Here is a 20,372-nt window from a genome sequence, read left to right as displayed (position 1 = left end):
GTATGTCGATTGTTTCGATTCGAAGAACCCACGTGTGCTAGCTGTCAGAAAAAAATAGAAGGAAACGAAGAAGTGTACGTCAAGCTGGTCTATCCAAAGAGAAAAGGAATGACAGAGGTAAAGGCTTGGCTGAGGAATGAAGGCGTTTTTTATTGTAAGGCATGTTATGAAAAAACAACATAAAGACGAGCACTTCAATAGAATGCTCGTTTTTACTTTCTACTATTTCACTCCCGCTTACTACGAAGTTCAATGAGTGCTAGTTTATTGTCATTGAAAAAGAACTCTAGAATGATACCGTTTGATTGATCTTGATATTGTATACCTTTGCTATACCCTTCGACAAACCAGAGCTTCTTGAATTGCTCTCCATATGTTTGTATCACAGATGAATAATCTTCTCCTATTTTAACTCCCTTAGATGTTTGAAGATTTTTCTGTTTTGACTGATTGTAAATAGATGTTACTCGATGATGCTGATCAACTGATACGACAAAATCTTCATTTTCTTTTTCCATGTAGACCGTCTGTTTTTGATGAGAGAATTGAGAATTCTCAACAAACTGATGATCTCCCTTAAATGTTTGACCGATCTTAAAATGACCTATCGATTCATCTGTTAAAGTGATAGAGTGAAAATTAAAAAACATTGCTATCCAGACAACTAGTATGGCTCCACCTAAAACAGAACCTATTATCACTAACACCTTAGAACGAATGGCACCTTTTTTAAATAAATAAATCATTAAAGATACGGTGATCATCATGATACAAATCATGATCAGAAAAATGCCCATTTTTTTTATCCTCTTTTTTGTAAAATTCGAATGTACATGATTACCCCAATGATAAATTCATATTATATCAGAGCAGTCCACAAATTGTGCCAATACAGGTATAATTTAAATAAAATAAACTATAGGAGATACATATGACTAGACATAAACTGATATTTCCACAATCATTTCCAACGATACAGACCGAAAGACTGATCTTAAAACAAGCAACGATCGCAGATGCCGAGGATATGCACTTCTACTTATCCAATGAAACCGTGTGCCGCTATATGGGCATTGATGCACATGAAACCATCGAAGACACAAAAGAAGAAATCAAGTGGTATGACAATATCTACAAAAAACAAACAGGCATCCGCTGGGGAATTTCTTTAAAAGATAACCCTACCATCATCGGCAGCTGCGGCTTTCTCAATCTAGAAAAACAGCACCGCCGTACGGAAATTGGCTATGAATTACACCATGATCATTGGAGAAAAGGCATCATGAATGAAGCGATTACTGCGGTGTTGCGGTATGGATTTCAGGAGATGAACTTGAATCGGATTGAAGCGATCATTGATCCAGCTAATACGTCCTCTGTTCAATTATTGGAGAAGATACATTTTGTACAAGAGGGTTTATTAAGAGAGTATGAATTAGGTCAGAAGGGATTCGATGATGTGTATATGTATTCGATTTTGAAGAGAGATTACGAAAAATCCTATTAAACAGAGGAGAAACAAATGAAAACGGATATTCATTTCATCCAAAAGCCGCAACCAGAGTATGTTTCTTTTCACATTTATGAACTCAATCCAGCGATTGAAAAACTTGTCCAGCAAGTGGAGCAGTCAGCTCCCTATTTCTTAGCACAAGAACCCACGAAAGAAAGAGTGAAAAAGGTCTATTATCACGACATTTTATATATAGAAAGCGTTGATAAAAGATCGTTCTTGTATACGTCAGATGGAGTGTTTCTCTTAAAGGAAAAGTTATTTGAACTTGAAAAACAGCTTGAAGCGCACGATTATGTCAGGATTTCAAAATCGATGATTCTAAATATAGATTCTATTGCCGCTATTTCTCCTAAAACAAGCGGTCGTTTTGAAGCAAAGCTTACAAATGAGGAAAAGGTGATGATTTCACGTTTTTATATCCAATCATTAAAAGAGAAACTTGGGTTACGAAGGAAGTGAACAGGATGAAACGTTATATCACAAATCTTTTGATCACATTTTGTATAATCTTTACTGCACTCGTATTGATTTACTGTTTCACGTTTGGAACGATGCCCATCTATATTTTACAAGCCATCATGTTCAATTCCTTTTTTTCAAGCGCCCTGACCTTCTTGCTATACCCAAAACAAACGTACAGCCATCAACGGATTCTTTTTCAACAAATTCTATATATCGTCCTTGTGATGTGTATGATTATGACCACCATCATTATTGTGAGCGGTCAAATCAGCCCCCTTTCGTTTATCGTGAATTTCCTTGTAGTCATGGCTTTATTCTTTGTGATCAAGTACCTATTGTATAAAAAAGATCAAGCAACCGCTGAGGAAATCAACGACCTTTTACAGCAGCGAAAGAAACGAACAACATCTTAATATGCATCTTAGGGCTAAATATTGACATGTTAGGAAGATTTCATTGTGACTTCTGCATGATTCCACTACTCTGACGTTAGAGGAGGAATCAACACATGAAACCAATCACAATCATTCGAAAATCAGTACTTCTACTGCTCTTTTCTTTAATCATCCCAACAAGTGCAGGTGTCTATTTATCCATCAAAGAAGTAACCGATCCGGTGACCATCTATCTCATCAATGGCTGCGTCATGCTAGCTGGATGTCTTTTACTTCTATTCATTATTCAAAAAAGTCGTTTTCACTTGAAAGAAATAGGTTTTCGAAAAGGCTCTCTCGGTATGTGGATATTTCCAATCCTGATCATCGAGGCCATTCCGTTTATTGCTGGATTCAACAAGGATTTAACTGTTTCTTCCTTTCTAGCACTTTGTTTCTTCATGGTGTGTGTCGGTCTTTTTGAAGAAGGAATCTTTCGAGGCATTCTGTTTCAATATTTAAAACAAATTAACTTGAGCACTGCCATATGGGGCTCTGCCGTACTATTCGGTCTCGGTCATGCTGCGAATCTACTAAGCGGAAAAAGCCTCAGCTTAACCGTCGCACAAATCCTATTCGCCTTTTTATTTGGACTCGTCGCAGCCGAAATCGTTGCACTCACGAACAGCCTGCAATGGGTGATCTTATGGCATGCCGTTCATAATATTGTGGATCAAACCACAAATGGGCAAACGTCTGTGGGAATGCAAATGCTTTTGCTTTCGATTCAATGTGTCATTTTGCTTGTTCTTGCGGTGGTGTTGTGGAGAAGATTAAGAATGAAAAAAGTGTTCAATAGATAATGAAAAGAGGAGGAAAGAGATGAAGGGGAACACATGGATAGAAGGCTGGTTTCAAAAGTGTGAAGAACTTGAAATCAAGCCTTGGGAATGGGATTTTAAACAAAGTTATATCAAAGAGCCGATACCGAAAGATAAATCATCAATTGAGTTAATATTAGATTATAAAAGTCGTAAACTGACCGAAATCGGAATTTGCAATGTCACTAAAAGAAGAGGTCGTGATGCTGACTGTGATAAAGAACCTTTTTATATTTATCAATTACTTTGGAGTACTGATTATAAGCCAGAGCCTAAATCACAGCTTAATTTAGACCGTTACAACTTGATCCGTGGAGAAACAATGAATTCGTTTATAACGACTTTCAATCATTCTAAAACACTAACTTATGTTTCTCATATCAAACATAAGTTTGAAAAATTCGCTACTGCCACCCACTGCATTGGGAACTTCATCGTATTACCACATTGGATGAATACGGGCCGTTATAAATTTTCTCAAGATTATTGGGATGTTACGATGTATTCACTATTTGAATTCTTTCAACCATTAGGCTGTTGGAAACAGTTCGTCGAACGATATTTCCTTCAACCTTATGTGAACGATGATGAGGAATGGACAGTGAGTGAATTTTGGGAAGGTCATTTTGCAGGTATAGGAAATTACAATCAATTAAAACCTCAAAATGAACAAGAATTAAGTGAGTACCTACATAAAGTCAATATTAGGATTGAAGAACGGGGCAAATGGATGATCAAAAAAGTCTGTGAAGAATTGAAGTTACAACACTTCACATTTTATGACGAACTAAAAGATAGACAGATTCGATTTTCCAACGAATTGAAATAAACCATAATGAGCGAGCTCAGTGTTCGCTTTTTTATTTTCTAAAAGGGTTCCGATAAAAGAAAAATGAGATCATAAAAAGCTGATATCTTAAACGCTATATCAGCATCATGTTATCAAGCTTATTCACTCATGTAATCCTCTTTCAGCATGCTGTATATTTCTACATCAACAACTCCTTTGCCAGACCATAAAACAGCTTGTCTAAGCAGCCCTTCTTTGATAAAACCATTTTTCAATAGGACTTTTTTTGATACCTCATTTGCTGGCATGACTTCCGCTTGAATTCTATTGATATCAATCTCTTCAAACAGAAATTTCACTAGTGTAGAGACAGCTTCTGTTGCGATGCCTTTTCCCCAATGTTCCTCTGCAAAGAAATAACCAATCGTCACCGCATTCACTTTTTGATTGATGTCCATTGTTTCGATGATACCAACTAGCGTATGAGGATTATCCTTTTGAAAGATTCCCCATTTCACTCTGCTTTTCTTCGTATAATCTCGTTCAAAATGTCCAATCATTTTTTTTACCGTTTGGAGATTATGTTTGGGAATGATCCCACAATACTGAAAGACTGTGTCATTGTCGTAAATTGAAAATAACTCTGGCAAATGACGCTCTTCCACCCTTTTTAACAATAGATTCTTTGACGCAACTACAGGAAAAGTACCAAAAAGACTTTCTATTTTCATCTCTTAATCCCCCTTATTCCTCGATAGGAATATAGATTTTCATTTTGATATCGTTCGGGCCATTCGAATGTAAGACATCTGTTATTTCAAAATCTGGTCCACTCGTTCTTTCATAATTAGAATTTGGGAGCCAGCTACCATAGATATATCTTCTAGTGTTTTGCACCATTTCATGAGAGCCACTCACTTTAAATTCTGCATATCTCCCCTCAGGAATCACTATATTTACAAACCCTTCATTTAAATCTATATCGGATTCCTCCACTTCTTCCCCTACCACAAACGAAAAACGGCCATCATCATGAAAGGAAGTAGATACACCATAAGCCATATGAGGTGCTTTTCTCTTTGGAATCTGTTGATAATACTCCTTTTTTCCAAAATCCATATAAAACAAAGGAATGTCCGTGAAATATTCCTCACTTTGAAGATTCGTTTGATACTCGTAACCAATAATATAAAATTTGTTTAATTGAGTCATGACAGGTTTATTCATATTGAATTCACTGTCTAACTTAGATTGATACGCTAAAAAATCCATTTTGTTTTGTTTCTTTAACACCATTTCCTCTTTTCGAAACCTGCCTGGTGTCACCCCAAAGAATTGTAAAAAAGCACGGGCAAACGCTTCTTGAGAACCATACTGGAACGCAATCGCTATGTGTAAAATATTCTGATTTGTTTCTTTCAGTAACCTAGCAGCTTCAGAGAGCCTTCTATTTCTGATATACTCTTGCACAGAAAAACCTGTAATGGCTTGAAACAGTCGCTGAAAATGAAACGCTGAAAAGCAGGATTTCGAGGAAATATCCTTTATACTTATATTGTTTTGAAGATTCTCCTCAATAAACTCAATCGAAAGCTGTATTCTCTCATAGTAATCCATTGTTTCTCCCTCCTCTACTTTTATTTTATTACTTCCCTCCTCTTACTTTTTGATCATTTGTGCTATTTTTAAATAACCTTCCACAAAATAATCATTCAATTTCCATAGCACAAAAAGTCAAGTTTCTTAAAAATGATTTCCGTTATATTAAACTCGTAAGGTAAAGATGTGCTCGATTGTCCTATCAAGAATATGAGAAAACGATTCAAGGACCATTAACATCTGAAAGATAAATTACCGCTTCAAACTCTAGCAAAAAACGCTAGTTATTCTACCATTAAAACAGAAGTAAAATAAAATTAAAAATGAAGACAAGACACCCACAGGACAAAAAAAATCAATTAAAAAAGATATCCCTATCCCTATCTCTTTTTTGTAATCTTGGTATAATAGAAAAAATCAGAAAAATGAGAATGCAATGATAAGGAATAGTACTTGCCGAAATGTTTTCAGAAAGTTGCTGGTTGATGAGAAGCAATAACATAAAGGTAGGGAACTCACCTTAGAGTAGCCTTAGTGAAATGAAAAGGATTGATGTAGTTAAGGTCGGCACCCCGCCGTTATACGGGAAGGATATCAGATCAAACAATCTATATCCGAATAAGGGCATGATAATGTTTGTTTATCATGAAACAGGGGTGGTACCGCGTAAGAAGAAGTCTTTCGTCTCCAAGTTCAATCTTGGAGATGATAGGCTTTTTTTATTTCCATTTACAGGAGGAATCGATGATGTTTAACCACAAAAAATACGAAAAGAAATACTTTTTGCCACCGAACCTTACTTATGATTGGGTGAAAAAAGAAACATTAGAACGTGCTCCGATATGGTGCAGTGTGGACTTACGGGATGGAAATCAAGCATTACCTATTCCTATGAACTTAGAAGAAAAATTGGACATGTTTCAGTTACTAGTAGAGATCGGTTTTAAAGAAATTGAAATCGCATTTCCAGCTGCTAATGATACGGAGTTTAAGCTATTACGGACACTGATTGATCGTCATATGATTCCAGACGATGTCACGATTATGGTGATCACGCAAGCGAGAGAGCATATTATCCGCCGAACCTTCGAAGCCATTAAGGGAGTACCGAAAGCGATTGTTCATTTATATAATTCAACTTCAGAAGCGCAGCGCAGACAAGTATTTAAGAAAACAAAAGATGAAATTAAACAAATTGCCATTGATGGCGCTATTTTAGTAAAAGAACTGGCCGAAAAAACAGAAAGTGATATTTATTTTCAATATAGTCCTGAAAGCTTTCCAGGAACAGAAGTGGATTACGCGTTAGATATTTGTAATAGTGTTTTAGATATTTGGAAACCGACACCACATCACAAAGCGATCATCAATATTCCGACAACAGTTGAATATTCAATGCCTCATATCTTTGCAAGTCAGATTGAGTATATACACAAAAATCTGTCTTACCGAGACAGTGTGACATTATCTGTTCACCCTCATAATGACCGCGGGTCTGGGGTGAGTGATGCAGAATTTGGTGTGCTAGCTGGCGCCGAAAGAGTCGAAGGGACATTATTTGGTATCGGTGAACGTACAGGGAACGTAGACTTGATTACCTTGGCAATGAATATGTACTCACAAGGTTATGATCCACAATTGAATTTCAATAACCTAGAAGCGATTCGTAAAAAATATGAAAAACTAACAAAAATCACTGTTCATGAGAGACAGCCATATTCTGGTGAGATGGTTTTCACCGCATTCTCAGGGTCACATCAAGATGCGATATCTAAAGGTATGAAATATAGAAAGGAACATCATGTTGATAAATGGGACGTTCCGTATATCCCAGTAGATCCAGTTGACTTGGGGAGGAATTATCAAACGGATGTGATTCGAATCAATAGCCAGTCTGGAAAAGGCGGCATAGGCTATATATTAGAAACAAATTATGGCATTCAACTTCCTTATCAAATGAATGAAGCCATGGGATATGCAGCGAAGAAAGTATCTGATCAGACAAATAGGGAATTGTCTGTCGAAGAAATATATCATGTTTTTAAAGAGCAGTATGTTGATTTTCACCCTCATTTCCAGCTGATCGATTATCAATTTCATAAAGGAGAGAAGCAAGAAGTCACCTTAACTTTGCTGAGAGATCATCAACAAATAGACCTACAAGGAACTGGCACTGGAAGTTTAGATGCAATCAGTAATGCGTTAAAAGCACATTTTCATCTCGAGTATGATTTGGAAGTCTATGAACAGAATTCTTTGGGCAAGGATTCTCAAGCAAAAGCCTGTGCACAGATTGGTATTTCATATCAAGGAAAAATGCATTGGGGTGCTGGAATCGATAAAGATATTATAGAAGCAACAGTGAAAGCCCTGGTGGTTGCAGTAAATAAACTAGAGGTTTGGATGTAGATGGAAACAGATAAACTTGAGAAACATGAAGCGATGCAATATTTAAGAGAATATAACGAACAAGAAATCTTTTATCAACAATACCAACAGAAAAAGCATGACAATCAATCATTGCAATTATTTTTGAAGGATTATGATCATAACAATTTCATGCAAAAGCAAATATATATAGAAGAATTTTTGCTAAGAGGGCAGAACGAATTTGAAAAAGAGGATACCATGTGGTTAGGTCAGGAGAAAGATATCGAAGTGAGAAAGTATAGCCGTTTTATGCCTCAATTGTCGGCTATCCATGATTTCTTTGAGATGATCTATGTTCTGGAAAATGAGATGTATGTAGAAGTGGAAGATAAAAAAATCGCTTTAAAATCAGGAGATATTGCCTTTATTCCACCTGACACAATACACAAGCCAATTGTAATGGAGAATACAATCGCAATTCAAATCATGATCCGCAAAAGTACTTTTCAAAAAGTGTTTTTTAAAATGTTAAAAGGAAATCATGTCATTTCAGAGTTCTTTTTGAATGCATTGTATATAAAAGAAAATAAACATATTCTTATTTTCCATAGTCACATGGATAAAAATTTGCTAGACTGCTCTCTGCATCTATTTACAGAAAATCACAATCGGTTTCCTGGATACCAGTTGATTACGAATAATTTGTTTGAGATATTATTATGTCTCTTATTAAGATTCAAACCAAGTCATATGAACGTCATTCAGGTCAAACCATATAGTGATATACGTATGATTCAAATGCTTCAATATATTCAGCAATGTTGTGAGCATATAACACTCCAGAAGATGGCAGAGAAATTTAACCTTTCACAATCTTATCTGTCAAAATATATAGCTCGTACACTCGGCAAATCATTTAGTGAGATTCGACAAGAAATAAGATTGGAAAAAGCCTGCGAAATGCTAACCGGTAGTAATTTACAAGTGGATCATATTTCGGGAGCCGTTGGTTATCAAAATGTAGAGCATTTCATTCGTTTATTTAAGAAAAAGTATCACCTAACACCACATCAATATCGTTTAAATAATAAAGTCGAGCAAACTTCAAATCAATACGAATAAAAAGGAGACATCATCATGTCAATCAAGAAAGTAAAAGATTATTTTAAACAATATGAGATGGATACTCGAATTCAGGAATTTTCAGTATCTAGTGCAACCGTAGACTTGGCTGCTTCTGCATTGGGCTGCGAACCTGAAAGAATCGCAAAAACACTCTCCTTTCTAGTAAATGGACAAGCTATTTTAGTTGTGACCTCTGGCGATGCAAAAGTTGATAACAAAAAATTCAAAGAATATTTTAAAACAAAAGCGAAAATGCTGCCTCCTCATGAGGTCGTTGAATTGGTCGGTCATGAAATTGGCGGAGTATGTCCTTTTGCTATAAAGAATGGCGTTGCTGTTTATTTAGATATGTCACTCAAACGTTTTGAGACAGTCTATCCAGCCTGCGGGAGCAGTAACAGTGCTATTGAACTCACAATCAAACAATTAGAAAAACACTCCGGTTATACACAATGGATTGATGTGTGTAAGGGATGGAATGATGAATTAACACATTAATACGGAAGGTAAAAGTGAAATTAAACATAAAAAAGAGCTAGAAACCCTTGATACACAAAGGTTTCTAGCTCTATTATAACTATTCCCACTCAATCGTAGCAGGCGGCTTACTCGTAATATCATACACCACGCGGTTAATATGCTTCACTTCATTCACGATACGAGTTGAGATCTTCTCAAGTACATCCCAAGGGATTCTTGCCCAGTCACTCGTCATACCGTCAATAGATGTAACAGCACGGATACCGATTGTGTAATCGTATGTTCTTGCGTCACCCATGACACCTACGCTGCGGATGTCTGGGAGGACAGTGAAGTATTGCCAGATGTCGCGCTCAAGGCCGAAGTTGGCAATTTCTTCGCGTAGAATCGCATCCGATTCACGGACGATTTCTAGTTTTTCTTCAGAAATTTCACCTAGTACACGGATTCCTAGTCCTGGACCTGGGAATGGCTGTCTCCATACGATGTCGTCTGGAATACCTAGCTCTGACCCTAGAGCACGAACTTCATCCTTGAATAGTGTATTGAGTGGCTCAATCAACTCAAACTGCATGTCTTCTGGAAGACCGCCAACGTTGTGGTGAGATTTGATTGTTTGTGCCGTTGCTGTTCCACTCTCAATGATGTCAGTGTAAAGAGTTCCTTGTGCTAAGTAGTCAATTCCTTTTAGCTTGTCCGATTCGTCATCGAATACATAAATGAATTCGTTACCGATGATTTTACGTTTTTGCTCAGGATCAGACACACCTTTTAGCTTGTTTAAGAAGCGATCTTTCGCATCTACTTTAATCACGTTCATGTTGAAACCTTCGCTAAATGTTTTCATAACCCCTTCTGCTTCGCCTTTGCGAAGAAGACCGTGGTCAACGAAAATACATGTCAGCTGATCGCCGATGGCTTTGTGGATCAATACCGCCACAACAGATGAATCTACACCGCCGCTTAGTGCGCACAATACTTGTTTGTCGCCTACTGTTTCACGGATTTTCTGCATTTCGATTTCAATGAAGTTCTCCATTGACCATTTGCCATCGCACTCACATACGCCGAAGACAAAGTTCTTCAATAGATCATTTCCATACTCAGAGTGACGTACCTCTGGGTGGAACTGAACGCCATAGAAATTCTTCTCAGCTAAGCTCATCGCTGAGTTTGGACAATGTGCACTTGTTGCATCAACTGTAAAGCCTTCTGGTACTTCAACGACAAGGTCACCATGGCTCATCCAAACGACTTGATCCGTTGGAAGGTCTTTGAATAAAGCAGGTGTTCCGTTAATATGGATGTCTGCTTTTCCATATTCACGCTGGCTTGCCGCTTCTACTTTCCCACCTAAATAGTGAGTCATCAGCTGCATGCCGTAGCAAATGCCTAGAACCGGAATGCCTAGATCAAAAATCTTTTCGTCACAGCGGAAAGATCCTTCATCATATACACTGTTCGGTCCACCAGAAAGGATGATTCCTTTCGGCGCCATTTCTTTAATTTCTTCAGCAGTTAAAGTGTGCGGATGAAGCTCACTGTACACACCAAATTCACGAATACGGCGAGTGATCAATTGATTGTACTGACTACCGAAATCGAGAACCAAAATCATTTCATTTACTAAATTTGTCATGGTGTCACCTCTATGTCCAATATAGTTTTTATAAAAGCACAGAAAAAATGAGAGGAGAAAACCTGCTCTCAGTGTAAATCACGCTTTTGAAGCGCCCAGACTCACATCCGAACGCTTCAATTTCATGTATTTTAGAAGGTTTTAATATTCACCTATTCTAACAACAGGAAGGTACGGGGTCAAGACTATCTCCTGTTTATTAAATTTTCCCATAACTTCGCCGACTGCTGCCAAAGCACCGACGCATCTTCTCGCCTGTAGAGCGCCCGCTCATAGAACTGCGTTAGCTCAGACATGTGATGATTCCCTTCCTTGTCATCGATCAAAGAAGCAAATTCTCTTAGCGTCATGCCTGGCTTTTTCTCGATCCCTCTGCGCCTTAGCTGCTTTAATAGAGCAGCATATGCGTAGAAAAAAGCTTCCTCATCTGGCAAACGTTTTACCTTTCTCACAATAAAGATTGGTAGCCATCTTGCTCTGAACCGGTAAAGCATCCAGCCTATGAAACCAAGAAAGACAATGACACCTGCTGCGTAGCCCAAGATTGAACCAACATGAACCATACTTGGCTTTGCTTTAGCTGCTTGTTCCTCTTGTTTGGCCGCCTGTTCTGGTTCTTGTTGCTGCGGCTGTTGTGTCTGCTCGTTTTCTTCTTGATCAGATGCGGGCTGATCTTTTTCATCCTGTTGATCATCTGTTTGGTCGTTGTTAGCCGTGGTTTCATTCGTAAATGTCTCTGGGTTCGTGAACCCTTTTGTCGGTTCAAAAGTCACCCAACCACGGTTTGGAAAATACACCTCTACCCATGAATGAGCATTGTTATTGGTCACTTCATACACATTGTTTCCATCCATCTGTGTTTCATATAACTGACCAGACGTATATCCTTTCACCCATCTCGCCGGAATTCCAATTGAGCGAAGCATGACAATCATCGAGGTTGAAAAGTTATCACAATAGCCAATCATCGTATCAAATAAGAACTGATCCACATAGTCTTCGTCACGCCCAGGCACAGCGACATTTTGGGTTTCATATGAAAACTTCGCAGATCCTAAATAATCCTCAATCGCTTTTGCTTTATCATACATATTATCCTTCGTTTCCGTTAAGCTGTTCGCCAATGTTTTCACACGCTCTGGCAACGAGGATGGGAGCTGCAAGTATTCACGTCCGACCTGCTGGTTCACTTGCTGCTTGGTCGGTACTTTGATCCGCTGTAAATCCTCTAGGATAAATGTAGGTGATAAGAAGCTGACTCGATAGTTCCCTAAATTTTTGGGCGGGTTTTGAGTAGAAGGCACAATTTTCTCCGTTTTGCCCATCATTTGCAGTGGAATGTTTTCCATTGGCGTCAGCATAACCGTACCAATCGGATAAACAGCATGATTAAATCGATAATTTGATTCCATATCGACTCTCGTTTCATGCTCCTCTGTTTTCACGCGATTAGTAAACCACCGGTTCGGCACTTCATTCCCTTTTAACCGAGTAGGTTTCGTATCATTTGAAGCATCCTCCCAGCCTTTCCCCGTGTAAATACTTTTTGTTTCTACACGAAAATAAGACGGCTCTTTTCCGCTCCATTTAAATACCGGTGTACGGTCCTCACTAAACGGTCCCCCAAGCGACGAATCATCCGCACTATATCCCACCTTATTCTGCCCGGTGGAACCATCTTGATTCGTGACCGCTTTAAAAAACGGGACAGGGTCAGGCCATTTCGGATCAGATTTTGGCAAAGAAGCACCGAGTGATGCTGATACAAGAACAAGCGCCAGCATGGGTAAGAACCAATTGAGACGCGCTTTCTGTGACACCCGCACACCTTCAGCGGAACGAAGCCTGTCGAAATAGAGCAGGCCAAGCAAACAAAAGCCAAATACCATAATTCGAACGATCGCAAAATTCGCATCATAAGGCGTAAACGTATCAAGAATCGTGACATATACAATCGTCATCAGTAAAAAGAAGAAGATACGCTGCTGATACACAACCCAATAATGAAGCAAATAAACAAGCAGCCAAAGCAAAATATAAAACAACAATGTGCGGAAAGACGGATACATGTCACTCCACATGCCCATGCTCATCAAAGAAATATTATCTTTAATATCAGCAAACAGCGCAGGTAGATAACTTGGCTCTGATTGATAAAAAATCAAATATAATGCGAGCAAGATCAATCCAGCACAAATAGGAAACGTCACATACCACTTCAATCGAAAGAACGTAAACAAACACGTAAGCCCTATAAAAATGATGAAATAAGACGTATGACTCGTCTCTGTAAAATCTTGAAGCGGACGAAGCCACTCCCAAAGCAGCAGAAATGCGACAGCATAATAGATGAACAACTCAAAACGGCTTTGCCGCTGATGCATATTCAGCATAAATGTTTGTCACCTCACAGTTCTTTCGTGCAGCCGGTCCTCAAATAAAAGGGTCGTGTGTATCCCAGAAGCTTTAAGCCGGCCCACAAGCTGTTTTTCTTTTGCCGTCAATCGATCAACGGCTCTCTTCACTAAAAGAACGGTGATGTTCCTTCTGTTTCGATTCCCAAGTAAAATGGCAGCAAGCTCTTCTTGCAGATGACCTGTCACCACATACTTTCCTGTCTGCTGGTGCTCACTCGCTGTTAATGATTGATAATCAGGTGCACGAGAAGGCTGATACTGCACCTTTGTTAAATAGTAGAGCATGTCCTGTAAATGCCACTCTCCTTGATCCACTCGAAATAAGTGCTGATCCCCAAGCGGGACAAGGCCTACCGGCACCCCTTTTTTCATAGCCGTTTGCAGAACCGATGCGGCCATAGACACAATCGTTTCAAAAGCGGCTTCATCTGTAAAATCAGCAAACACCACCAGATCCTTTGTCTGATTCTGTTCAAACTCCTTCGTCATAAGCTGACCTCTTCTAGCTGTTGTCTTCCAGTCCACCCAAGCGAAACGGTCTCCTTGCTGGTATTCACGCACACCTGTCGTCACATTTGTCGGTTCATTTAACCAAGAGTGCACCGCTTTGCCTCCATTTTCATTCACCGATGCAGCAGATTCAACCGGAATATCCAACATTTTCGGATATACAAGCAATGTTTTCTCTAGTGGAAGAATCACTTCTTTTTCCACAAACCCAAACATATCACCCGTTTTGACTCTAACCGCCGTCAATTGATGCTCTCCCCGCACGATGTCATTGAATTGATACGAAAATCGCCACGTTTTCCGAAACCACGGAAAGATCATTCGCTTCATTTCAATTTGTTCCTGTAAATGGAAAGTATCCGGCGGATCATCCTCAAGTATGACGTACACGTACGGAAATAAATTCGTCCGCTTGATTTCAAGGTCAACAGACAGCACATCCCCTGCCTTTAACCGGGTATGCTGTAATGTCCTTTTGGCTGTTGCACGAAGTGGAACAAGGGCAAACAGCAAAGCATACAAAGCATATGGTGAAAATGCATAAAAAAGGAACCAGCTCACAAAGCCGCCCTGAAACATGGCATAGCAAAAGGCTGCTGCTGTAAGGAGAAGGAGCATAAACACCCGTAACCATAGTGAAAAAGCGAAACGGTCACGTGACTTCATTGAGTCATCGACTTTTGAACTGGTACGCCAATATGCTCAATCATCTGTCGCAACAGTGTCTCCGCCTTCTTCCCTTCATATGTTGCTTCTGATGTCAAAATCATACGATGCGGCAATGTGTAAGGCGCCAAATACTGTACATCATCAGGAATCACATAATCCCGCCTGTTCAACAGCGCATACGCCTGAGCCGCTTTCATCAAAGCAATTGAACCCCTTGGGCTCACGCCTAAATAGACAGACGGATGATTTCGCGTCGCTTGGACGATTTCGACAATATATTCTTTAATCGATGCATCCACATGTACGGTCTGAACCGCTTGCTGCAAAGCATGGATATGATCTTTTGTCATGACTGCCTGAAGCGTGTCAATTGGCGATTGTTTCTCCTGCAAATTCAGCACCTCAAGCTCCTCCAGCATGGTTGGATACCCCATCTGCAGCTTAAATAAGAAGCGGTCCATTTGCGCTTCTGGAAGTGGATAGGTTCCCTCATACTCCACTGGATTTTGCGTTGCCATCACAAAGAAAGGATCTGCCAGCGGCATCGTTTCTCCGTCCACTGTGACACTGCCTTCTTCCATCGCTTCAAGAAGGGCTGATTGTGTTTTAGGAGAGGTTCGGTTGATTTCATCAGCCAAAATAATCTGCCCCATAATCGGTCCTTGTCTAAATTCAAACTCATTTGTCTTTTTATTATAAATCGACACACCTGTTACATCTGAAGGCAAAAGGTCAGGCGTAAATTGGATTCGCTTAAACTCACACCCAATGGATTTTGCCAGAGCACGAACCATCATGGTCTTCCCAACGCCAGGCACATCCTCTAATAGCACATGCCCCTTCGCCAAAATCGCAACAAGGCTTAATATCGCAATATCTTTTTTCCCTACCATCACTTTATTGATGTTATCTACGATTTTTTGTAAATCTGAATGCATCGGTTCATCAAATGCCATCCTGATCCTCCTATCACGTTTCCGTCAATTTTCATATAGTCTAACTTTACCATACAACACGCATTTGCATGAAACATCAACACGTAGAAAAAAGAAGCCTTCTCACGACGGAAAAGACTTCTGCTCCTCTTTAGGCTCACTTGCTGGTTCCATATGAACATGAGAGTGTAGAATATCATGTTCCTGCTTCATTCTGCGTTCAATTTCATCTGCAATATCATGGCTTTCTGCGATGTTTAAATGCGGTTCTACTTCAACGACCACATCCACATGGACGGTGCTTCCAAGATAACGAGCTTTAATGTCTTTCAAATCGCCCACTCCTGGTGTCGCTTCAATCGTCTCTTTATATTTAGACATATCTTTTATATGAAAACCGTCCGTTAACGAATGAGACGCATCTCTGAAAATCTCCCACGCCGTTTTACAGATAATTAAGCCAATCACAAACGCAGCAAGCGTATCAACCCACGCCAGCTGAAATTGAGAGGCGATAATTCCGACAAACGTCCCGATACTCACATAAGCATCTGATTTATTATCAGCCGCTGCGGCATATAGCGCCTGGCTATTAATTCGTTTAGACAGTTTACGGTTATACATATACACGCCATACATTACAACAGCACTTCCTGCTGCCGTCCAAGCTGCAATCATATCAGGCGTTTGATGCTCTGATGAGAAAAGCGACTGGCCTGCACTCAGCAAAACCTGAAGCCCGACAAGCATCATAATAAAGGAAGCCACAAGTGACGCAATATTTTCAGCTCTAAAATGACCGTATGGATGATCCTCATCAGGTGGCTTCTGAGAAATACGCAGCCCAATTAATACGGCAAGCGAAGCAATGATATCTGTCGTATTATTCAAGCCATCTGCGGAAAGGGCTTCTGAATGAAACACATACCCAATGATCAGTTTGACAGCAGATAAGATCACATAGGCTATAATGCTGACCCAAGCACCTGTTTCACCTTGTCTTAATTCGTTGTAGCGCTCCATACCGAACAGCGCCTCCTCACACATTACTTTTCTATATTTATCTTACAAAGCCAAGCCCGTGTGGGTCTACAGCAACATGATTCGCTTGAATCAGCAAAATAGGATACATAGAAATGTGTTGACCTAAGCAAACTTATTTTTATAAGGTCAATTGACCTCAAGACCTACTCCCATCAACGTTTTTCAAAACCACCCCGAAAAATGAAAAAGAACAAAATGACTCTACTATCTAATTGTCAGAATAGTTTTATTTCAAAACACAACTTTTCTTTCTTCCTTCTTATGCTATTTTTAAGAATGGGCAGAGAAAAATGAGGGAACATAATCTCTCAAATCCTTTATACTTTTTAACATCATGTTAAGAGGTTTGAAATGTCAGTTTGATAACCTGTCCAATGCTGAATGACAATTCAGTATGATAAAATTTAAAATATTCTAAAAACAAACTCTCGAATAAAAGAGAAATGTTTGGAGGTAAAGAAATGTCCAACGTGACAAACGGTCTTCAAAAAAACCTTAAGACAAGACATATTTCAATGATCTCCATTGCCGGGGTCATTGGGGCAGGGCTATTTGTTGGTAGTGGTGCTGTCATTCATTCTGCAGGGCCTGGATCGATTCTTTCCTATTCATTTGCTGGACTTCTGGTCATCTTTATTATGAGAATGCTTGGAGAAATGGCCTGTGCCTATCCGACAAGCGGCTCTTTCTCACAATATGCGAGCGACGCCATCGGCCCGTGGGCTGGATTTACAATCGGCTGGCTTTACTGGTTTTTCTGGGTCATCGTCATTGCCATCGAAGCCATTGCCGGTGCTGCCATTATTCAATATTGGTATGGAGATGCACCTGTTTGGCTCACAAGTCTTATCCTCACAATCCTCTTAACCTTGACAAATATCTTTTCTGTTAAATCTTTTGGCGAATTTGAATATTGGTTTTCATTGATTAAAGTCGTCAGCATTATTCTCTTCCTACTCATTGGTTTTGCATTTATCTTTGGTTTTGGCGGTCATCATACTGCAGGTCTTGCTAATTTAACGGGGAATGGCGGTTTCCTTCCAAACGGATTCGGCTCTGTACTCCTCGGGATTGTCGTTGTCATCTTTTCCTTCATGGGAACCGAGATTGTGGCAATTGCCGCAGGTGAATCAGCAGACCCTGTCAAATCTGTGACAACAGCTACCCGTTCAGTTGTATGGCGTATTATTGTGTTCTACGTCGGGTCGATCGCCGTCGTTGTCACGTTACTCCCATGGAATTCAGCGAATATTTTAACAAGCCCGTTCGTTGCAGTATTAGAATACATCGGTGTCCCATCAGCCGCTCAAGTCATGAACGTCATTGTTTTAACAGCCGTTCTTTCTTGTTTAAACTCCGGCCTATACACAACGTCCAGAATGCTTTATTCATTAGCTGAAAGAGGCGAAGCACCAAAACGTTTTATGAAAATCAGCAAACGCGGTGTCCCTGTAGCAGCGACAGTCGCAGGTACCTTCTTTTCCTATATTGCCGTCATGATGAACTACTTTTACCCTGAAACCATCTTTCTATTTCTAGTCAATGCCTCTGGTGCCATTGCACTTCTTGTCTACTTGGTCATTGCCGTTTCACAATTAAGAATGCGTCGTAAAATTGAAAAAGAAAATCCAGAACAACTCAAAATCAAAATGTGGCTGTTCCCATACCTTACGTACTTTACCATTTTGGTCATCTGCGCCATCTTGGCCTCTATGCTGTTTATCGAATCGATGAGACCTCAGCTCATACTGACAAGCATCATTACCATCAGTGTACTAGCCGCCTACTTCATCTTTAAACCGAACAAAAAAGTGCCTGCAAGTGCAGCGCTTGAAAATAAACACCCTTAATTCTCCCGCTGAAAAGCGGTTTTTTTTATTTTATTCACCTATTTTGATGTCCGCACTTATAATGTATCAAATTGATTTTAAGTGAGGATTAGTCAACATGAACCTAGAAAAGTTTGTTGACGAGCTGCCAATTCCAGAAGTCGCAGAGCCCGTCAAAAAAAACCCAAGACAAACGTATTATGAAATCGCTATGGAGGAGGTGTTCCTAAAAGTTCATAGAGATCTGCCCCCAACCAAGCTATGGGCCTATAATGGAAGTTTGCCGGGTCCAACCATTAAAGCCAATCGAAATGAAAAGGTCAAAGTGAAATGGATGAACAAATTGCCGCTGAAACACTTCCTGCCTGTCGATCATACCATTCACGCTGGACATCATGATGAACCCGAAGTCAAAACAGTCGTTCACCTGCATGGAGGCGTGACACCTGCAAGCAGTGACGGTTATCCCGAGGCTTGGTTTTCGCGAGACTTTGAAGCAACCGGCCCCTTCTTTGAACGAGAGGTTTACGAATACCCTAATCACCAGCAAGCATGCACATTGTGGTATCACGATCATGCCATGGCATTGACACGATTAAATGTATACGCCGGATTAGCTGGATTTTATTTGATCTCAGATGCGTTTGAAAAATCACTCGAATTACCGAAAGATGAATATGATATCCCTTTAATGATCATGGATCGGACATTCCAGGAGGATGGCGCACTGTTTTATCCAAGTAGACCAAATAACACACCAGAAGATAGTGACCTTCCAGATCCCTCTATCGTGCCATTTTTTTGCGGGGAAACGATTTTAGTCAATGGAAAAGTATGGCCATATTTAGAAGTAGAGCCGCGAAAATATCGTTTTCGTATCTTAAACGCGTCCAATACAAGAACTTACGAGCTTCATCTAGATAACGACGCCACAATCTTACAAATTGGATCTGATGGCGGCTTTTTGCCAAGACCTGTTCATCACCAATCTTTTAGCATTGCACCCGCTGAACGTTTTGATGTCATCATCGACTTCTCAGCTTATGAAAACAAAACGATTGTTTTAAAAAATACGGCAGGCTGCGGTCAGGATGTCAATCCAGAAACAGATGCGAACATTATGCAATTTAAAGTCACTCGTCCACTCAAAGGAAGAGCAGCTAAAACATTACGTCCGATCTTCAAACCACTGCCACCGCTCCGGCCGAGCCGAGCTGATAACGAGCGGACGCTGACCCTTACTGGCACACAAGATAAATATGGGCGCCCGATTTTATTACTAGATAACCAGTTTTGGAATGATCCTGTCACGGAAAATCCTCGACTTGGCAGTGTAGAGGTATGGAACATCGTAAACCCAACAAGGGGCACACACCCTATTCATTTACATCTTGTTCAATTCAGAGTGATTGATAGAAGACCATTCGATACAGACATCTATCAATCAACAGGTGAAATCGTGTATACAGGACCAAATGAAGCGCCTCCTTTGCATGAACAAGGCTACAAGGATACAATTCAGGCGCATGCCGGTGAAGTCATTCGCATCATCGCTCGGTTTGTCCCATATAGCGGACGATATGTGTGGCATTGTCACATTTTAGAACACGAGGATTATGACATGATGCGGCCGATGGATATCATTTAGTAAATATGAAACCTCCTCTCTCTTAATTGCGTAATATGAAAAGGGCTAACAGCTTTTATATATTAGCCCTCTATTTTCTTTTCA

The 20,372-nt window shown here is 39.9% G+C and carries 19 protein-coding genes and 1 other annotated feature; of the genes, 11 read left to right on the top strand and 8 right to left on the bottom strand.

Annotated features, from left to right (window positions below; all coding sequences use genetic code 11):
• The first annotated feature begins 9 nt into the window (after positions 1-9).
• Positions 10-183 carry a hypothetical protein gene (locus ACNO7B_RS03150; protein ID WP_017359831.1) on the top strand — a complete coding sequence of 58 codons (174 nt, stop codon included), beginning with the start codon at positions 10-12 and terminating at the stop codon, positions 181-183.
• A 44-nt stretch (positions 184-227) separates the two neighbouring features.
• On the opposite strand, the gene ACNO7B_RS03145 is transcribed toward ACNO7B_RS03150, so the two are convergent.
• On the bottom strand, positions 228-797 hold the full coding sequence (locus ACNO7B_RS03145) for a hypothetical protein (RefSeq protein ID WP_035391464.1): 570 nt from the start codon (positions 795-797) through the stop codon (positions 228-230).
• 134 nt (positions 798-931) lie between these two features.
• Here ACNO7B_RS03145 and ACNO7B_RS03140 point away from each other — a divergent pair, with 134 nt between their 5' ends.
• The 5 genes from ACNO7B_RS03140 (at position 932) to ACNO7B_RS03120 (ending at position 4,062) form a co-directional block, all read left to right on the top strand.
• Positions 932-1,507, top strand: a complete 576-nt coding sequence (locus ACNO7B_RS03140; protein WP_417901161.1) for a GNAT family N-acetyltransferase — start codon at positions 932-934, stop codon at positions 1,505-1,507.
• Positions 1,508-1,522: 15 nt separating this feature from the next.
• A complete protein-coding gene (locus ACNO7B_RS03135; protein ID WP_035391468.1) occupies positions 1,523-1,975 on the top strand; it encodes a LytTR family DNA-binding domain-containing protein in 453 nt (150 codons plus the stop codon).
• Between the two features lie 5 nt (positions 1,976-1,980).
• Entirely contained in the window at positions 1,981-2,391 is a 411-nt protein-coding gene (locus ACNO7B_RS03130) for a hypothetical protein (protein ID WP_008344327.1), read from the top strand.
• Positions 2,392-2,486: 95 nt separating this feature from the next.
• On the top strand, positions 2,487-3,215 hold the full coding sequence (locus tag ACNO7B_RS03125; RefSeq protein ID WP_417901160.1) for a CPBP family intramembrane glutamic endopeptidase: 729 nt from the start codon (positions 2,487-2,489) through the stop codon (positions 3,213-3,215).
• Positions 3,216-3,234: 19 nt separating this feature from the next.
• Positions 3,235-4,062: a hypothetical protein gene (locus tag ACNO7B_RS03120; RefSeq protein WP_079919684.1), complete on the top strand. Its 828-nt coding sequence runs from the start codon at positions 3,235-3,237 to the stop codon at positions 4,060-4,062.
• Between the two features lie 119 nt (positions 4,063-4,181).
• Here ACNO7B_RS03120 and ACNO7B_RS03115 read toward each other — a convergent pair whose 3' ends face one another.
• Complete coding sequence (locus ACNO7B_RS03115; protein ID WP_008344332.1) at positions 4,182-4,754, bottom strand: GNAT family N-acetyltransferase; 573 nt, start codon at positions 4,752-4,754, stop codon at positions 4,182-4,184.
• 13 nt (positions 4,755-4,767) lie between these two features.
• Complete coding sequence (locus ACNO7B_RS03110; protein WP_116307554.1) at positions 4,768-5,640, bottom strand: AraC family transcriptional regulator; 873 nt, start codon at positions 5,638-5,640, stop codon at positions 4,768-4,770.
• Positions 5,641-6,049: 409 nt separating this feature from the next.
• Positions 6,050-6,314: a binding site (T-box leader), on the top strand.
• Between the two features lie 55 nt (positions 6,315-6,369).
• Here ACNO7B_RS03110 and ACNO7B_RS03105 point away from each other — a divergent pair.
• From ACNO7B_RS03105 to ACNO7B_RS03095, 3 genes are read left to right on the top strand one after another with little or no spacing between them, the layout of a single operon-like run.
• Positions 6,370-8,031, top strand: a complete 1,662-nt coding sequence (locus tag ACNO7B_RS03105) for a 2-isopropylmalate synthase (RefSeq protein ID WP_417901159.1) — start codon at positions 6,370-6,372, stop codon at positions 8,029-8,031.
• Positions 8,032-9,114, top strand: coding sequence for a helix-turn-helix domain-containing protein (locus tag ACNO7B_RS03100; protein ID WP_417901158.1), 1,083 nt, complete (start codon positions 8,032-8,034; stop codon positions 9,112-9,114).
• Positions 9,115-9,129: 15 nt separating this feature from the next.
• Positions 9,130-9,615: a YbaK/EbsC family protein gene (locus ACNO7B_RS03095; RefSeq protein WP_417901157.1), complete on the top strand. Its 486-nt coding sequence runs from the start codon at positions 9,130-9,132 to the stop codon at positions 9,613-9,615.
• A 79-nt stretch (positions 9,616-9,694) separates the two neighbouring features.
• On the opposite strand, the gene guaA is transcribed toward ACNO7B_RS03095, so the two are convergent.
• The 5 genes from guaA to ACNO7B_RS03070 all read right to left on the bottom strand — a co-directional run bounded on the left by guaA (position 9,695) and on the right by ACNO7B_RS03070 (position 16,790).
• A complete protein-coding gene (gene guaA / locus ACNO7B_RS03090) occupies positions 9,695-11,236 on the bottom strand; it encodes a glutamine-hydrolyzing GMP synthase (protein ID WP_025206841.1) in 1,542 nt (513 codons plus the stop codon).
• A gap of 185 nt (positions 11,237-11,421) precedes the next feature.
• Positions 11,422-13,629 carry a transglutaminase TgpA family protein gene (locus ACNO7B_RS03085; RefSeq protein ID WP_417901156.1) on the bottom strand — a complete coding sequence of 736 codons (2,208 nt, stop codon included), beginning with the start codon at positions 13,627-13,629 and terminating at the stop codon, positions 11,422-11,424.
• Positions 13,630-13,638: 9 nt separating this feature from the next.
• Complete coding sequence (locus ACNO7B_RS03080) at positions 13,639-14,829, bottom strand: DUF58 domain-containing protein (RefSeq protein WP_417901155.1); 1,191 nt, start codon at positions 14,827-14,829, stop codon at positions 13,639-13,641.
• A complete protein-coding gene (locus ACNO7B_RS03075; RefSeq protein ID WP_017359844.1) occupies positions 14,826-15,788 on the bottom strand; it encodes an AAA family ATPase in 963 nt (320 codons plus the stop codon). Before ACNO7B_RS03075 ends, ACNO7B_RS03080 begins: the two co-directional genes overlap by 4 nt.
• Positions 15,789-15,890: 102 nt before the next feature.
• Complete coding sequence (locus tag ACNO7B_RS03070; protein WP_008344349.1) at positions 15,891-16,790, bottom strand: cation diffusion facilitator family transporter; 900 nt, start codon at positions 16,788-16,790, stop codon at positions 15,891-15,893.
• Positions 16,791-17,272: 482 nt separating this feature from the next.
• Between ACNO7B_RS03070 and gabP the strand changes: the two genes are divergently transcribed.
• Together gabP and ACNO7B_RS03060 are read left to right on the top strand one after the other, a co-directional pair.
• A complete protein-coding gene (gene gabP / locus ACNO7B_RS03065) occupies positions 17,273-18,661 on the top strand; it encodes a GABA permease (protein WP_366963975.1) in 1,389 nt (462 codons plus the stop codon).
• Between the two features lie 97 nt (positions 18,662-18,758).
• A complete protein-coding gene (locus ACNO7B_RS03060; protein WP_417901154.1) occupies positions 18,759-20,288 on the top strand; it encodes a multicopper oxidase family protein in 1,530 nt (509 codons plus the stop codon).
• The last annotated feature ends 84 nt before the right edge of the window (positions 20,289-20,372 follow it).

The organism is Bacillus sp. AK25 (assembly GCF_048270685.1).
Lineage (GTDB): Bacteria > Bacillota > Bacilli > Bacillales > Bacillaceae > Bacillus > Bacillus altitudinis.
Note: the sequence above shows the minus strand (reverse complement) of the source record. Positions and strands in the feature narration are given on the sequence as shown.

What these genes read in the sequence shown, in the direction of transcription:
- gabP (WP_366963975.1), top strand. Translation starts at nt 17,273, where the DNA reads ATGTCCAACGTGACAAACGGTCTTCAAAAAAACCTTAAGACAAGACAT.
- ACNO7B_RS03105 (WP_417901159.1), top strand. Translation starts at nt 6,370, where the DNA reads ATGTTTAACCACAAAAAATACGAAAAGAAATACTTTTTGCCACCGAAC.
- ACNO7B_RS03145 (WP_035391464.1), bottom strand. Translation starts at nt 797, where the DNA reads ATGGGCATTTTTCTGATCATGATTTGTATCATGATGATCACCGTATCT.
- ACNO7B_RS03060 (WP_417901154.1), top strand. Translation starts at nt 18,759, where the DNA reads ATGAACCTAGAAAAGTTTGTTGACGAGCTGCCAATTCCAGAAGTCGCA.
- ACNO7B_RS03115 (WP_008344332.1), bottom strand. Translation starts at nt 4,754, where the DNA reads ATGAAAATAGAAAGTCTTTTTGGTACTTTTCCTGTAGTTGCGTCAAAG.
- ACNO7B_RS03070 (WP_008344349.1), bottom strand. Translation starts at nt 16,790, where the DNA reads ATGGAGCGCTACAACGAATTAAGACAAGGTGAAACAGGTGCTTGGGTC.
- ACNO7B_RS03080 (WP_417901155.1), bottom strand. Translation starts at nt 14,829, where the DNA reads ATGAAGTCACGTGACCGTTTCGCTTTTTCACTATGGTTACGGGTGTTT.
- ACNO7B_RS03135 (WP_035391468.1), top strand. Translation starts at nt 1,523, where the DNA reads ATGAAAACGGATATTCATTTCATCCAAAAGCCGCAACCAGAGTATGTT.
- guaA (WP_025206841.1), bottom strand. Translation starts at nt 11,236, where the DNA reads ATGACAAATTTAGTAAATGAAATGATTTTGGTTCTCGATTTCGGTAGT.
- ACNO7B_RS03110 (WP_116307554.1), bottom strand. Translation starts at nt 5,640, where the DNA reads ATGGATTACTATGAGAGAATACAGCTTTCGATTGAGTTTATTGAGGAG.
- ACNO7B_RS03140 (WP_417901161.1), top strand. Translation starts at nt 932, where the DNA reads ATGACTAGACATAAACTGATATTTCCACAATCATTTCCAACGATACAG.
- ACNO7B_RS03125 (WP_417901160.1), top strand. Translation starts at nt 2,487, where the DNA reads ATGAAACCAATCACAATCATTCGAAAATCAGTACTTCTACTGCTCTTT.
- ACNO7B_RS03120 (WP_079919684.1), top strand. Translation starts at nt 3,235, where the DNA reads ATGAAGGGGAACACATGGATAGAAGGCTGGTTTCAAAAGTGTGAAGAA.
- ACNO7B_RS03075 (WP_017359844.1), bottom strand. Translation starts at nt 15,788, where the DNA reads ATGGCATTTGATGAACCGATGCATTCAGATTTACAAAAAATCGTAGAT.
- ACNO7B_RS03085 (WP_417901156.1), bottom strand. Translation starts at nt 13,629, where the DNA reads ATGCTGAATATGCATCAGCGGCAAAGCCGTTTTGAGTTGTTCATCTAT.
- ACNO7B_RS03130 (WP_008344327.1), top strand. Translation starts at nt 1,981, where the DNA reads ATGAAACGTTATATCACAAATCTTTTGATCACATTTTGTATAATCTTT.
- ACNO7B_RS03095 (WP_417901157.1), top strand. Translation starts at nt 9,130, where the DNA reads ATGTCAATCAAGAAAGTAAAAGATTATTTTAAACAATATGAGATGGAT.
- ACNO7B_RS03100 (WP_417901158.1), top strand. Translation starts at nt 8,032, where the DNA reads ATGGAAACAGATAAACTTGAGAAACATGAAGCGATGCAATATTTAAGA.